Annotated in this window: 10 protein-coding genes; 6 read left to right on the top strand and 4 right to left on the bottom strand. The window is 66.6% G+C overall.

Translation table 11 applies throughout. The features are described from left to right. Positions 1-71 precede the first annotated feature (71 nt). Positions 72-2,732, bottom strand: coding sequence for a TonB-dependent receptor (locus tag M1L61_RS19620; RefSeq protein ID WP_248853976.1), 2,661 nt, complete (start codon positions 2,730-2,732; stop codon positions 72-74). A gap of 143 nt (positions 2,733-2,875) precedes the next feature. Continuing rightward, positions 2,876-3,892 carry a glucokinase family protein gene (locus M1L61_RS19615; RefSeq protein ID WP_049434254.1) on the bottom strand — a complete coding sequence of 339 codons (1,017 nt, stop codon included), beginning with the start codon at positions 3,890-3,892 and terminating at the stop codon, positions 2,876-2,878. 376 nt (positions 3,893-4,268) lie between these two features. Here M1L61_RS19615 and M1L61_RS19610 point away from each other — a divergent pair, with 376 nt between their 5' ends. The 6 genes from M1L61_RS19610 to M1L61_RS19585 all read left to right on the top strand — a co-directional run bounded on the left by M1L61_RS19610 (position 4,269) and on the right by M1L61_RS19585 (position 13,169). Beyond that, positions 4,269-5,558 carry a sugar MFS transporter gene (locus tag M1L61_RS19610; protein WP_049434251.1) on the top strand — a complete coding sequence of 430 codons (1,290 nt, stop codon included), beginning with the start codon at positions 4,269-4,271 and terminating at the stop codon, positions 5,556-5,558. 39 nt (positions 5,559-5,597) lie between these two features. Continuing rightward, positions 5,598-6,665, top strand: a complete 1,068-nt coding sequence (locus tag M1L61_RS19605) for a LacI family DNA-binding transcriptional regulator (protein ID WP_006391719.1) — start codon at positions 5,598-5,600, stop codon at positions 6,663-6,665. Between the two features lie 7 nt (positions 6,666-6,672). Then, positions 6,673-7,701, top strand: coding sequence for an SIS domain-containing protein (locus M1L61_RS19600; protein ID WP_197646461.1), 1,029 nt, complete (start codon positions 6,673-6,675; stop codon positions 7,699-7,701). Continuing rightward, a complete protein-coding gene (nagA, locus tag M1L61_RS19595) occupies positions 7,701-8,849 on the top strand; it encodes an N-acetylglucosamine-6-phosphate deacetylase (protein WP_248853975.1) in 1,149 nt (382 codons plus the stop codon). Before M1L61_RS19600 ends, nagA begins: the two co-directional genes overlap by 1 nt. Beyond that, a complete protein-coding gene (locus tag M1L61_RS19590; protein WP_248853974.1) occupies positions 8,849-9,916 on the top strand; it encodes a heparan-alpha-glucosaminide N-acetyltransferase domain-containing protein in 1,068 nt (355 codons plus the stop codon). Before nagA ends, M1L61_RS19590 begins: the two co-directional genes overlap by 1 nt. A gap of 226 nt (positions 9,917-10,142) precedes the next feature. Then, positions 10,143-13,169, top strand: a complete 3,027-nt coding sequence (locus M1L61_RS19585) for an autotransporter outer membrane beta-barrel domain-containing protein (protein ID WP_248853973.1) — start codon at positions 10,143-10,145, stop codon at positions 13,167-13,169. Between the two features lie 15 nt (positions 13,170-13,184). Here the strand turns inward: M1L61_RS19585 and M1L61_RS23135 are convergent, their stop codons facing one another. Together M1L61_RS23135 and M1L61_RS19580 are read right to left on the bottom strand one after the other, a co-directional pair. Beyond that, positions 13,185-13,316: a hypothetical protein gene (locus M1L61_RS23135; RefSeq protein WP_283102624.1), complete on the bottom strand. Its 132-nt coding sequence runs from the start codon at positions 13,314-13,316 to the stop codon at positions 13,185-13,187. Positions 13,317-13,326: 10 nt separating this feature from the next. After that, positions 13,327-13,761 (bottom strand): hypothetical protein, encoded by a 435-nt coding sequence (locus M1L61_RS19580; protein WP_049434283.1) that lies wholly within the window; start codon positions 13,759-13,761, stop codon positions 13,327-13,329. Between the last annotated feature and the right edge of the window lie 240 nt (positions 13,762-14,001).

The raw sequence follows: 14,001 nt of genomic DNA, 5'->3' as shown, positions 1-14,001 counted from the left end.
GAAAAACGCCGGGCCCGGAATGACCCAGGCCCGGCGTGCGTGCACGACTCGGCGATGCTGCCGCCGCTGGATCAGTACTTGAAGCGGAAGTTGAGGTAGTACTGGCGACCGTTGCTGTAGAACGAGGTCGGGATGGCCGCGGTCTGGTAGTACTTGTAGGTCGGGTTGTTGAGGTTGAGCGCATCGAAGCTGATGCTCAGCCAGTCGGTGGCCTTGTAGCTCAGCGATGCCGACAGCGTGCCGAAGTCATCCTGGTAGTACGGGTTGGCGCCGGACAGGCCGATCAGGAACGACGAACGGCGCGTGTAGCTGACGCGTGCACCGAAGGTGTCATTCTCGAAGTAGGCACCGACGTTGTAGGTGTTCTTCGAAGTGCCGAGCAGGTTGTCGGTTCCATCGGCCCAGGTGTGTTCGGTGCTGCCATCGGCGTAGGTGTAGTTGGCATTGACGCCGAAGTACTCGCCGATCGGCTGCTCATAGGCCACTTCGATACCGCGGACCTTGCCGTCGGCGTTCTTCGGACGCGAGATGTCGTATTCCTCAAGCTGATTGGTCAACTCGCTGAACAGCATCTGCTTCTCGGTGCTGAAGGCCACGTAGTCCTTCAGGCGCATCGAGTACGCACCGACCGACAGCATGCCGCGCGGCATGAAGTACCACTCCAGGTTGGCGTCGAAGTTGGTCGAGATCACCGGCTTCAACTTCGGATTGCCGCCGCCGCCCTTGCGGTTCAGATCCGAGCCGTACGAAGACGCGCCCAGTGCGGAGTAGTCGGGCAGGGTCTGGGTCTGGGAGGCGGCGAGGCGCAGCACCAGGTCATCGCGCAAGTCGTACTTGAAGTTGGCGCTCGGCAGCACGCGGTTGTGCTTGTTCTCGAAGGCTTCGCGGGTCCACGCACCGAACAGGCTCTTCACGTCGGGCACGGTCGAACCCGTCGCCGTGGCGTAGGTGTCGATATCCTGCTTGATGTTGACGTAGCGCAGGCCGACGTTGCCGCTCCAGCGGTCACCGCTGAAATTGCCCTGCACGTAGGCCGCGAAATTCTTCTCGGTGACCTTCCATTCGGCGCCGTAGTTGTGGCGGCCGTCGGGGCCATCATTGCCGGACAGCCATTCGGAATTGTTGGTCACCGCGTTGCGCAACGCAGCCGGCGTGTAGTACCAGATGTTGCGCGGGAAGCTGCCACCGATGTCGCCGGCGAAGCCACCCGGGTAATTGGCGGTGGGGCTGCCGCGCAAGGCGTCCCAGATATTGCCCGGGGTGGCGCCTTCCGGCGACTTGGCCTCGCGCTTGTGGTCGGCGTAGCGCGCGCCGAAATCGATCGAGCTCAGTACGCCCGCGTTGAAGTACTGGCTGAAATCGACGTTGGCCCACTTTTCCTTGTCGATCGCGGTGACCTGCTGGTTACCCCAGGTGCCGCCCCAGCTGGCGCCGGCAGGGCTGATGTCGCCCCCCACATTCCAGTCCACCGGCGAGCCGTTGCCGTGCGTGGTCCAGCTGGCGCCACCACCGTTTGCGGTCAGCAGCTCGGCGATGTACTGGCGCGGCGTTTCGCCAGTGCCCTTGGTGGTACCGGCCTGGAACTTGGCAGTCAGGTTTTCGCTGACCTGCCAGTCGGCATCCAGGGTGATGTAGTTGGTCTTGGCCGTCGACTCGCGGTAGATCATGTCGTACACCGCGTAGTTCGTGCCTGGCTTGCCGGCATAGCTGGCCTGGGTCAGCACGCCATCCTTGACCACGTAGCCCGGATCAGGCGCCTGCGACTTGCCGAAGCTGTTGCCGAACATCATGAAGTTGCGGTTGTAGTTGTTCGCTTCCAGCTTGGAGCTGAAGCCGCTGAGTACGAAGCTCAGATCGTCGGTCGGCTTGAACTGCAGCGAAACCAGACCGCCGGTGCGCTTGCGGGTCTGCTCGAACAGGGTTGAGCCCAGCAGGCCCGGAACCTGCACGCCGACCAGATCCGGATTGGTCTTGGCCACCGGATCGTTGGCTTCAATAGTGAAGAAACCGCCCGGGATTTCCTGCGCTTCGCGACGCAGCTCGCGCTTCTGGCTGAAGGCCTGCACCATCACGCCGAAGGTGCCTTCATCGTTCTTGTAGTTGAACAGGGCCGACAGCTGCGGGTCATTCGACTTGGCCTGGTCCGAGCGCACCGCGCCGATCGAACCTTCCGCGGTGAACTGCTTGGAGAACTCCAGCGGCTTGCGGGTGATGATGTTGACGGTACCGGTGGTGCCGCCGTCCTGCAGCTTGGCCTGCGAGGACTTGTTCACTTCCACCGAGCTGACCAGTTCCGACGGCAGCAGCGAGTAGCTGACGCTGCGGCCGACGTTGTTGCCCTGGCTGAGCACGAACCAGTCGGCCGAGCCGACGGTGTGGCCGTTGATCAGGGTCTGGGTCAGGCTTGGGCTGGTGCCGCGCAGGCTGACGCGGTCGGCTTCGTCGAAGCCGCCTTCGTCTGCGCTGGACGAGCTGATGTTCACGCCCGGCAGGCGCTGCAGGGTATCGGCGACGTTGTGCGCGGGCAGCTTGCCCACGTCTTCGGCGGTGACCACTTCCACGCGCGCATTGGCTTCGCGCTTGGTGTCCAGCGACTTTTCCATCGAACCACGGATGCCGGTGACCTGCACGGTATCCAGGTCGGTGGCGGTCTGGGCGGCCTGCTGCGCGTGCGCACTGAAGGCGAGGCAGCTGACGATGGCGGCCGAAAGCAGGGTCTTGCGGGTGTTCATGATGTCTCTCCTCATCACTCGATTGGATGCCGGCGGCGGTGTTCGGTTACGGTTGCGATGACATGCGCGGGGCGGCGGCAAAGTCCCGTGCGTTGGCGTGCCACGTACTGCGTGCTGCGATTGCGTTGAAGCCTGTTGCGGTGTCAGGCGGCCGACTGCTGCAGGTACCAGCTGGCAGCGCCGACCACGCCCAGCTGGCCGTGCTCGACCACCTTCACCGGGATGCGTGCCAGCGCTTCGCCCATCGGCCCCTTCTGCAGGTAGCGCTCGACGAAGGTGCTGGCGTGCAGGTATTCGCGGATCTGCGGCAGGATGCCGCCGGCCAGGTAGACGCCACCGTGGGCGCCGTAGAACAGCGCCATGTCGCCGATGGTGCTGCCAAGCAGGCCGCAGAACACATCCAGCGCCTGGCGCGCGTGCGCATCGGTATCGGCCATGGCGGCGGCGGTGACCGCATCGGGGCTGGCCAGCGTCGGTGCCTGTCCCTGCAGTGCGCACACCGCACGGTACAGGTTCATCAGGCCCGGGCCGGAGATCGCATGTTCGATCGACACGTGCGCGCGGTCGCGCTGCATGTGGCGGACGATGGCCATTTCCAGCTCGGTGCTGGCGGCCAGGGTCGGCTGGCCGGCTTCGGTGGGCAGTACCACCGGGCCATGCGCAGTGGGAATCCACAGTGCTGCACCGAGGCCGGTACCGGGGCCGACCACCAGGGTCGGACCGCGCGTGGCGGTGTCCGGCCCGCACAGGTGCAGCACGCCGCTGGCGTCCACCTGCGCGGCGGCATAGGCCACCGCTTCGAAGTCGTTGACGATGTAGACCCGCTGCAGGCCGACGTCGGCCTCCACCTGGCGCGCCGACAGCGGCCACGGCAGGTTGGCGGTGATCACCGTGCCGTCCTCGCGGGCGTAGCCGGCGCTGGCGACCACGCAGTGCGTGGGCCGCGGGCCTTCGCCCAGGAAATCGGACAGGATCGCGCTGAGGCCGGCATGGTCGGCATTGCGGTACTTGCGGTACTCCAGCACCTGCACCGGGTGGGCGGCATCACCGCTGGCCTGGACCCGGGCCACGCGCACATGGGTGCCACCGACGTCGGCGGCCAGGAACGAGGGCGCGACTCGGGACAGGACATGGGCCGGGGCGGGGTGGCTGGCGGTCACGCGGGCTCCTGCTGCAGATGGGGCCGGCCCGGGGATCGGGGGCGGCGATTGGGGCGGAGTCTGTAACCCCGCTGACAACGATGTCAACGAGTTCGTGACACTTTCGTTGCTGCATCGCAACGAATGCGACATGCAGTAAACGTTTACATGGCGTGAGTGCGGGTTTCACGTTGGAAGCATTGCCGCACATGGGCCAAGGCCTCCGGCGCATTCAGCACGATGCGTTGCGATCGGGTTGCGCAGTGCAGCACGAGGTTCACGGGGCTGCGCGTGGAAGTTGACAAACCGCGGCTGTCCATCGAAAGAATGTGACAACGTTGTTCCCAGCCACTCTCCGACGCCGCGTTCTGCGGCCGTCGCCGCAGGAGCCCTCCTGATGTCCGCCGTCCCCGCTGCAAGCGCGCGCCCGAACGTGGCCACCTCCATCGCCATCGTTGGCGTGCTGTTCTTCCTGATCGGCTTCTTCACCTGGCTCAATGGCCCGCTGATCACCTTCGTCAAGTTGGCCTTCGAACTCAGCGAGGTCGGCGCCTTCCTGGTGCTGATGGTGTTCTACCTGTCCTACTTCTTCCTGGCCCTGCCGGCGTCATGGATCCTGCGCCGCACTGGCATGAAGAAGGGCCTGAGCCTGAGCCTGCTGGTGATGGCCGGTGGTGCCGCGTTGTTCGGCGAATTCGCCACCCAGCGCTGGTACCCGGGCGCGCTCGGCGGCCTGTTCGTGATCGGCAGCGGCCTGGCCCTGCTGCAGACCGCGATCAACCCCTATATCTCCATCCTCGGCCCGATCGAGACGGCGGCACGCCGCATCGCGCTGATGGGCATCTGCAACAAGATCGCCGGCATGCTCGCCCCGGTGCTGATCGGTACCGTGGTGCTGCATGGCATCGGTGATCTGTCGGCCACGGTGGCCGCTGCCGATGAGGCGACCAAGGCGCAGCTGCTCAACGAATTCGCCGCCAAGATCCATGCGCCGTACCTGGCCATGGCGGGCCTGCTGGTGCTGCTGGCGGTGGCCGTGCTGTTCTCGCCGCTGCCGGAAATCAAGTCGTCCGAAGCCAATGCCACGCCGGTTGCGGCCGGTGCTGCCGAACGGCGCAGCATCTTCCAGTTCCCGCATCTGTGGCTGGGCGTGCTGTGCCTGTTCGTCTACGTCGGCGTGGAGGTGATGGCCGGTGATGCGATCGGTACCTACGGCCATGGTTTCGACCTGCCGCTGGACCAGACCAAGATGTTCACCTCGCTCACCCTTGGCGCGATGCTGGTTGGCTACGTGGTCGGCCTTCTGCTGATCCCCAAGGTGGTCTCGCAGTCGCGCTACCTGACCATTTCGGCGGTGCTGGGCGTGGTGTTCTGCCTCGGCGCCTGGGCCACCCACGGCTACGTGTCGGTGGCCTTCGTGGCCCTGCTGGGCTTCGCCAACGCCATGATGTGGCCGGCGATCTTCCCGCTGGCGATCCGCGGCCTGGGTCGCTTCACCGAGACCGGCTCGGCCCTGCTGGTGATGGGTATTGCCGGCGGCGCGATCATTCCGCAGCTGTTCGCCGTGCTCAAGCAGCACATCGACTTCCAGCTGGTGTTCGTGCTGCTGATGGTGCCGTGCTACCTGTACATCCTGTTCTACTCGGTGATCGGCCATCGTGCCGGCCTGCCGCAGGACAAGGCCTGATCGGCGATGATGGACGGCAGCCAACCCCAGGGAAAACCCATGCGCAGAGCGACCATCAAGGACGTTGCGGAGAAGGCCAAGGTCTCGCTGAAGACGGTCTCGCGGGTGATCAACAACGAGCCCTCGGTGATGCAGGCCACCCGTGCGCGGGTGCTGCGAGCCATCGCCGAGCTGGACTACGAGCCCGATCCGTCGGCGCGCAACCTGCGCAGCGGCACCACCTTCGTGATCGGGCTGGTCTACGACAACCCGAACCCGTACCACATCATCGGCGTGCAGAACGGCGTGCTGGCCGCGTGCCGCGAGACCGGTTTCGGCCTCCAGATCCACCCCTGCGATTCCAGCTCACCGCTGCTGGCCGATGAGCTGGCCGACTGGGTGCAGCGTTCGCGGCTGGCCGGGCTGGTGCTGACCGCGCCGATGTCCGAGCGCCGCGACCTGATCCAGGCGCTGACTGCGCGCGGCATCAAGCTGGTGCGCATCATCGCCGCCACCGAAGACCCGGCCGACGGTGCCTGCGTGTTCGTCGACGACCGCGAGGCTGCCTACGAGATCACCGAGCACCTTATCCAGCTCGGCCACCAGCGCATCGGCTTCCTCTGGGGTGGCATCTCGCACCGCTCGTCGGGCGAACGCTACGCCGGTTACGAAGCCGCGCTGAAGGACTACGGCATGACCGTGGACAAGCACCTGGTGGTGCAGGGCGATTACACCTTCGACGACGGTTTCCGCGGTGCGCGCCGCCTGCTGGCGCTGCGCGAGCCGCCCACCGCCATCTTCGGTTCCAACGACGAAATCGCCGCTGGCGTGCTGGCCGCCGCCAAGTCGGCCGGCATGAACGTGCCCTACGATCTGTCCATCGCCGGCTTCGAGGACAGCCCGTTCTCGCGCCAGTCGTGGCCGCCGCTGACCACCGCCAAACAGGCCACCGAAGACATTGCCCGCCATGCCGCGCGCCTGCTGATCGCACAGCTGCGCAGCGACGCCTACGACGACGCGCCGGCACCACTGCACAACCAGGGCTTCGTGCCGCAGCTGGTGGTGCGCGGTTCGACCGCGCCGATGCGCCCGGCCGGCGCACGCCCCCTTCCTTCCGATCCTGCCTGAGCCTGCCATGTCGCTGTCAGACCCCACTTCCACCCTGATGTTCGCCGAGGCCGCTGAAGCGGCTGACGTGGTTGCCCGCCAGTTCTCGCGCAACCACGCCACCATGGAATCCCTGGCCGCCAGCCTGCGTGCTGCGCCACCCCCGTTCGTGGTCACCTGCGCACGCGGCAGCTCCGACCACGCTGCCACCTATGGCAAGTACCTGCTGGAAACCCAGCTGGGCCTGGTGGTCGCATCGGCCTCGCCGTCGGTGGGTTCGGTCTATGCCGCACCCCTGCAGCTGCGCGGCGCACTGTTCATCGTCATCTCGCAGTCGGGCAAGAGCCCCGACCTGCTGCGCAACGCCGAGGCCGCCAAGGCGGCCGGCGCCCGGGTGATCGTGCTGGTCAACGTCGAGGATTCGCCGCTGGCGCAGCTGGCCGATACGGTCATTCCGCTGCATGCCGGTGCCGAAAAGAGCGTGGCGGCGACCAAGAGCTACCTGGCGTCGCTGGCCGCACTGCTGCAGCTGGCTGCGTACTGGAAGCAGGACAGCAGCCTTCGCGCCGCACTGGACCTGCTGCCGGACGCGATGCGCGAGGCCTGGCAGTGTGACTGGAGTGCGGTGACCGAAGGCCTGGTCGAGGCGACCAACCTGTTCGTGCTCGGCCGTGGCCTGGGCTTGGGCGCGGCCCAGGAGGCTGCACTGAAGTTCAAGGAAACCTGCAGCCTGCATGCCGAAGCCTACAGCTCGGCTGAAGTGAAGCATGGCCCGATGGCGCTGGTTGACCGTGGTTTCCCGGTGCTGGCTTTTGCCCAACCCGACGAGACCGGCGCCGGTACCCGTGCTGTCGTCGAAGAATTCACCGCGCGCGGTGCACAGGTGTGGATGGCCGGTGCCGGTGGCAACCTGCCGGTGGCGGCCGCACCGCATCCGCTGTGTGCCCCGCTGCTGACCGTGCAGAGCTTCTATCGCGCGATCAACGCGCTGGCGCTGCGCCGTGGTTTCAACCCGGATCTGCCGCCGCATCTGAACAAGGTTACGGAGACGGTGTGATGGCCACGGTCCTGCGCAACGCCCGCATCCTCGCCGGCGATGAATTCCGCGATGATCTGGCGGTGGTGATCGAGGATGGTCGCATCAGCGCGCTGCTGCCTGACGCTGCACCGCAGCTGGGCCAGGCGGCCGAGCAGATCGATCTGGACGGCGGCTGGCTGCTGCCCGGCTTCATCGATGTGCAGGTCAATGGTGGCGGCGGCGCACTGTTCAACAACACGCCCGATGTCGCCTCGCTGCGTACCATCGCGCAGGCGCACCGGCGCTTCGGCACCACCGCGATGCTGCCGACGCTGATCAGCGACGATGTGGGCGTGATGCGCGAAGCGATCGCCGCGATGCGCGAGGCGATCGCGCAGGGCGTGCCCGGCGTGATCGGCATCCACCTGGAAGGCCCGTACATCGCGCCGGCGCGCAAGGGCACCCACGATGCCAGCAAGTTCCGCGTGCCTGACGAAGAAGAGATCGCACTGGCCGCCTCGCTGGACAACGGCGTGACGCTGCTGACACTGGCACCGGAACGCGTGCCGCTGGAGACCATCCGTGCGCTGGTCGAACGTGGCGTGATCGTTGCTGCTGGCCACACTGCTGGCACGTACGAAGAGATTCGTGCCGGACTGGATGCTGGCGTGCGTGGCTTCACCCATCTGTACAACGCGATGTCGCCGCTGCAGGGCCGCGAGCCCGGTGCGGTGGGCGCTGCGCTGGAAGACCGCGACAGCTGGATCGGCATCATTGTCGATGGCGTGCATGTGCATCCGGCCAGCCTGCGCGTGGCGCTGGCAGCCAAGCCGCGCGGCCGTCTGCTGCTGGTGACCGATGCGATGCCGCCGGTCGGCGCCGACGATCCCAGCTACGTGCTGTATGGCGAAACCATTACCGCCATCGACGGCGTGGTGCGCAATGCTGCCGGTTCGCTGGCCGGCTCGGCGCTGGACATGGCCACCGCCGTGCGCAACACCGTGCAGCTGCTCGGCCAGCCGTTGGCGGAAGCCGCGCGCATGGCCTCGACCTATCCGGCACAGTTCCTCAACGTCGATGATCGCCTGGGCCACATCGCCGAGGGCTACCAGGCCGACCTGGTGCTGCTGGATGATGCCCTGCAGGTGCGTGGTACCTGGATTGCCGGACAGTACGAGGCCGCCTGATGAACAGTGCGCCGCCACGCCGGCTGGGCTCGATCGATGCCCTGCGCGGCATCACCGTGGCGGCGATGCTGCTGGTCAACAATCCGGGCGACTGGAGTGCGGTGTTCGCACCACTGCGCCATTCGGAATGGCATGGCTGCACGCCCACCGATCTGGTGTTCCCGTTCTTCCTGTTCCTGGTGGGCGTGTCGATGGCGTTCAGCGTAGCGCCGCGCGCGCTGGACGCGTCGGTGCGGCCTGCACTGGCGCGTGGCGTGCTGGAACGCGCGCTGCGCATCCTGCTGGCCGGTGCGCTGCTGCACCTGCTGATCTGGTGGGCGTTGGATACCCATCACTTCCGCATATGGGGCGTGCTGCAACGGATCGCGGTGTGTGCGGCGTTGGTGGGCGTGCTGGCGGTCTATGCGCGGCCACGCGTGCAGGTGAGCGCTCTGATCGCGCTGCTGGTGGGGTACACCGTGCTGCTGCTGGGCATCGGTGATCTGGCGCCATGGACCAACCCCGCCAGCCGCCTGGATACCACGCTGTTCGCCCCGTGGATCTACCAATGGCACGCCGATACCGGGCTGGGCCATGATCCGGAAGGGTTGCTGAGCACGCTGGGCGCGCTGGCCAGTACCGTGCTCGGTCTGTTGGCCGGAGGCCTGCTGCGCAGCGGACGTGCCGTGGCGCTGGCCGGGCTGGGTGTGGCGACTGCGGTGTTGGGCCTGCTGTTGGCGATGGTGCTGCCGTTGAACAAGCAGTTGTGGACGCCCAGTTACGTGCTGTGGACGGGCGGCCTGGCGGCGCTGGCGCTATGGCTGGGACACTGGCTGATCGATCAGAAGGGCTGGCCGGCGCTGGGCCGGCGCTTCGGCGTCAATGCGATCACGGCGTATCTGGGCGCATCGGTGATGTCGGTGGTGCTGATGGCCAGCGGTGCCTGGAGCTGGATCTGGCAACAGCTGGCCACCGCAATGCCGCAGGCGCTCGAGCTGGCATCGATGCTGCAGGCGCTGGTGTTTGTCGCGCTGTGGTGGGGCGTGGCCTGGTGGCTGGACCGGCGGAAAATCTATCTGAAGATCTGATGGCACCTCATCCACGCCATGCGTGGATACTCTCCACGCGGCCTGTGACCGCCGCAAAGATGAACAATTTCAGCCACGTAGAGGCGGGGTGATGCCCGATCAAGTTCGCCACTGAACTGTGATAGCCGCCACGCAATTTCACCTATCGAAACCGTTCACCACACGGCAGACTGCCTGCGCAGTACCGCATATCCGCAGTTCCTGATCCCTTGTCCAGGAGTGCTGTATGTCCCGTGCCGTTCCGCGCGCTTTCCGTCCGCGCCGCCTCACCGTTTCCGTGCTGCAGGCCCTGGCTGTCCCGTCCGTCATGCTGCTGAGTGCCAGTGTCGCCTGGGCCGGCTGTAACAGCGCCGTCCCCATCGCCGGCCAGACGATCACCTGCGATGCCAATGCGCCGAACCCGCAGACTGTTCCCATCACCGCCAATGGCGCGGCCGGCATCACCATCAATATCGCCAGCACGGCACAACTGCAGCAGAGCGGTGGCAGCAGCGCGATTTCGCTTGTTGGTGCCGGTGGGCACCTGTTGTCCAACCTGGGCACGATCAGTGCGGTGGGCGGAGTGGCGGTCCAGCTCGGTGGCGGCAGCCGTGTCGAAAATGCGGGCAGCATCAGCACCGGCAACAACACCGCCCTGCAGTTCGTCGGTGCGGGCGACAGCGCTCTGGTCAACCGCGGAACGATCAGTGGCCGCACGGGTGTGCAGTTCGGTGCGGGCAACGACCGCCTGGAGATGCAGGCAGGCAGCATCTCCGGTGGCGTCCAGCAGGGCGATGGCAATGATGTGCTGCTGCTGGGCGATGGCACGATCGACAGCGTCGACCAGGGCAGTGGCGATGATCAGATGACCGTCACCGGCGGCACCGTTACCGGCCTGGTAGCGCAGGGCAGTGGCCGCGATGATTTCGTCATGAGTGGCGGCACGGTCGGCGCGCTGCAGCAGGGCGACAACATCGATACCTTCCGCATGAGCGGTGGCCGCATCATCGGCGCGTTCGAGGATGGCGACCAGGCCTGGATGACCGGTGGCCGCATCGGCCGCGTCAACATGAAGCTGGACAAGAACCTGTGGGACCAGTCCGGCGGCACCGTGGATGGCAATGTGGTGACCGGTTTCGACACCGATACCATCATCATCTCGGGTACCGCCTACATCGGCGGCAACATCAGCGTCAGCGGCGGCAACGACAGCGTGACCATCACCGACGGCACCGTGCGCGGGCAGGTACTGCTCAGTACCGGCAATGACACCTTCAACTGGAATGGCGGTGGCATCGTCTACGGCGCGATCGACATGGGCCCGGACAACGACGTGGCCAACCTCAGCAACCTCAACCAGGGCAACCTCGGTGCGGTGCCGCTGTTCGACGGTGGCGGTGGCATCGACCAGCTCAACCTGAGCAACGTCAAGACCACGGGCGTGGGCCGCTTCCAGAACTGGGAGGCGATCAGCCTGGCCAACAGCACCGAGCTGAGCTTCGATGGCGATCTGGTGCTGGGCGACAGCGGTAGCGGCACCGGCACGCTTACGGTGGATGACACCAGTACCGTCTACGCGGGCAGTGGGGGGCATGCCATCCGCCCATTCAACAGTGGTGCACTGGTGGAGATGGTCAATGCCGGGCGCATCGACCTGACAGGTACCGGCGCTGGCGACGTGTTCACCGTGCGTGGCAACTACCGCGGAGACGGTGGTGGCCTGTACCTGCGTACCGTGCTGGGCGCGGACAACTCCACCAGCGACCGTCTGGTGATCGACGGCGGTACTGCCACCGGGACCACCGGCATCGGCGTGCTCAATGCCGGCGGCAGCGGCGCCGCCACGCTGGCCGATGGCATCCTGGTGGTGCAGGCCTTGAATGGCGGCCGCACCGCGCCGGGTGCGTTTTCGCTGTTCGCACCGGTTGCGGCCGGTGCCTACGAGTACTACCTGTTCAAGGGCGGTGTCAGTGCCGGTACCGCCGAGAACTGGTACCTGCGTTCGACGCTGGTGACCGGGCCGACGCCAGCACCCAACGGTGGCGGCAGCGCGACACCGCCACCGCTGACGCCTCCAGTGGCCCCACCGCCGCCGATCACCCCGGCACCGCCGCCGCCGCCCGAAGGCGCCACCGATCCGGACCTGACCGCGGGCGAGACCGCGCCGCCACCACCGCCACCGGAACCCGCGCCGGTGGCGCCACCCAGCGATCCGGCCGTGCCGGACGTGCCAGTGGCCGGCGGTGCGCTGCCCGGAGCCGGTGCCCCGCCGACGCCGGGTGCACGCCCCGCCGAGGGCGCAGTGGTGCCGCTGTACCGCGTGGAGACTGCCACCTATGCGGTGGTGCCGCCGCTCCTGCGCGAGACCTCGCTGGCCAGCCTCGGCACCTTCCACGAGCGGCAGGGCGAGCAGCGCCTGCTGTACAACCAGGGCGCATTCCGCACCGCCTGGGGCCGCTTGGTGGGTCAGAGCAGCGAGATCCATTGGAAGGGTGATGCGCAGCCGGGCTTCGATGGCGATGTGATGGGCCTGCAGGCCGGTCTCGACGTATGGGCCACTGCCTCCGACAACCACCGCAACCAGATCGGCGTGTTCGTCGGCCGCACCCGCGCGCAGGGCAAGACCACCGGCCTGGCACTGGGCTGGGACAACGTACAGGTGGGACAGAACCGCCTGGACGACAAGCACGTGGGCCTGTACTGGACGCTCACCGACAGCAGTGGTGGCTATATCGACGCCGTAGCGATGCAGAGCCGCTACGACGGCCGCGTGCGTTCCTCGCGTGGGCTCGGCTTCGGAATCAGCGGCGATGGCACCAGCGTGTCGGTGGAGGCCGGCAAACCGCTGCTGCACGTCGGTCAGTCCGCATGGTGGCTGGAACCGCAGCTACAGGTGATCTGGCAACGCACGTCGCTGGACGACCGCCGCGATGAGGTGTCGAGCGTGCGTTTCGACAACGACAACGCCTGGACCGGCCGCATCGGCCTGCGCCTGGCCGGCGATTACCAGCTGGCCGACAACGGCTGGCAGCCGTATTTCAAGCTCAATTACTGGCATGGCCGCTCCGGCGAGGACCGCATCCGCTTCGACGACGACACGATCATCAGTTCGCAGCGCTCGCGTGCACTCGAAGCCGGTGTGGGCGTGGTAGGGCGCTTCAATCGCACCATCAGCGCGTACGCGGTGGCCGACTACACGCGCGATCTGGGCGGTGACCGCAACGAGAAGCGCCGCATCATCGAAGGCAACATCGGCCTGCGCGCGGACTGGTAGCGCGCGGTGCAGATGTCATGACCCGCTCTGGTGGGTGTCGACCTTGGTCGGCACAGATTCCACCGGCGCCATGACCTTGCTCTGGTAGGTGCCGACCTTGGTCGGCACGAATCCCACCGACGCCATGACCTCCGCGCAGTCGAGCATAGGCTCGGCTCTACAACAGTGGTGCGCACGCATCCGGTTCCACCAGCGCCCCGGCATGATCGGCCAACACCACCACCGCATGCAGCAACCCTTCCTCCACCTGCGGCGGACACTGCGCCTGCGCATCGTCCGTCTCGCGCGCCGACTGTGCAGCCAGCAACACGCCGCCGCAGGCGGACAATGCGGCAAGGCAGCGCGTTGCCTCGGCCAGTTCCCGACCGCGCGCCTCGCTGAGTTGCCGCTCGCGCCACGGCTGACCATCGGCAGCGTGGCTGTGCGTGATGCCGCGCAACCGCGCGAAGAATGCGGACGGCGGCGCCTGTTCGTTGGCTTCGGTGAGCGCATCTTCCAATGCCTCGGCTACGGCATTGGAGAGCTGCAGGCCGGGCAACGCGGCGCCGAGCAGTGCCTGCAGGCGTGGATAGGTGGGGAAGGGTTTGTTCATGGCGGCAACCTCACGGAGCAAGGCCACCTGCGGCATGCAAGGTGGCGGGCGGTGCGGGTTGGCGTGCCGGTCAAAATCAAAGAGAAAAAAAGCCGACGGATCACGAGGATCCCCACGCACCGCCCGCCATAGGCGAGCCGGTGCATTGTCGTGATTGCCGCAACGACGGCAACCCGTTCTCTTTGATGTTTGATTCAGGACGCCAATCCCGGCCAGCGCAGGAGGCGCCGACGGAGGCAA

The organism is Stenotrophomonas sp. NY11291, from assembly GCF_023277365.1.
In the GTDB taxonomy this organism is placed as follows: domain Bacteria; phylum Pseudomonadota; class Gammaproteobacteria; order Xanthomonadales; family Xanthomonadaceae; genus Stenotrophomonas; species Stenotrophomonas geniculata.
This window is presented reverse-complemented; position numbering and strand designations above follow the sequence as displayed.

What these genes read in the sequence shown, in the direction of transcription:
- nagA (WP_248853975.1), top strand. Translation starts at nt 7,701, where the DNA reads ATGGCCACGGTCCTGCGCAACGCCCGCATCCTCGCCGGCGATGAATTC.
- M1L61_RS19605 (WP_006391719.1), top strand. Translation starts at nt 5,598, where the DNA reads ATGCGCAGAGCGACCATCAAGGACGTTGCGGAGAAGGCCAAGGTCTCG.
- M1L61_RS19585 (WP_248853973.1), top strand. Translation starts at nt 10,143, where the DNA reads ATGTCCCGTGCCGTTCCGCGCGCTTTCCGTCCGCGCCGCCTCACCGTT.
- M1L61_RS19620 (WP_248853976.1), bottom strand. Translation starts at nt 2,732, where the DNA reads ATGAACACCCGCAAGACCCTGCTTTCGGCCGCCATCGTCAGCTGCCTC.
- M1L61_RS19580 (WP_049434283.1), bottom strand. Translation starts at nt 13,761, where the DNA reads ATGAACAAACCCTTCCCCACCTATCCACGCCTGCAGGCACTGCTCGGC.
- M1L61_RS19590 (WP_248853974.1), top strand. Translation starts at nt 8,849, where the DNA reads ATGAACAGTGCGCCGCCACGCCGGCTGGGCTCGATCGATGCCCTGCGC.
- M1L61_RS19610 (WP_049434251.1), top strand. Translation starts at nt 4,269, where the DNA reads ATGTCCGCCGTCCCCGCTGCAAGCGCGCGCCCGAACGTGGCCACCTCC.
- M1L61_RS19600 (WP_197646461.1), top strand. Translation starts at nt 6,673, where the DNA reads ATGTCGCTGTCAGACCCCACTTCCACCCTGATGTTCGCCGAGGCCGCT.
- M1L61_RS23135 (WP_283102624.1), bottom strand. Translation starts at nt 13,316, where the DNA reads ATGCTCGACTGCGCGGAGGTCATGGCGTCGGTGGGATTCGTGCCGACC.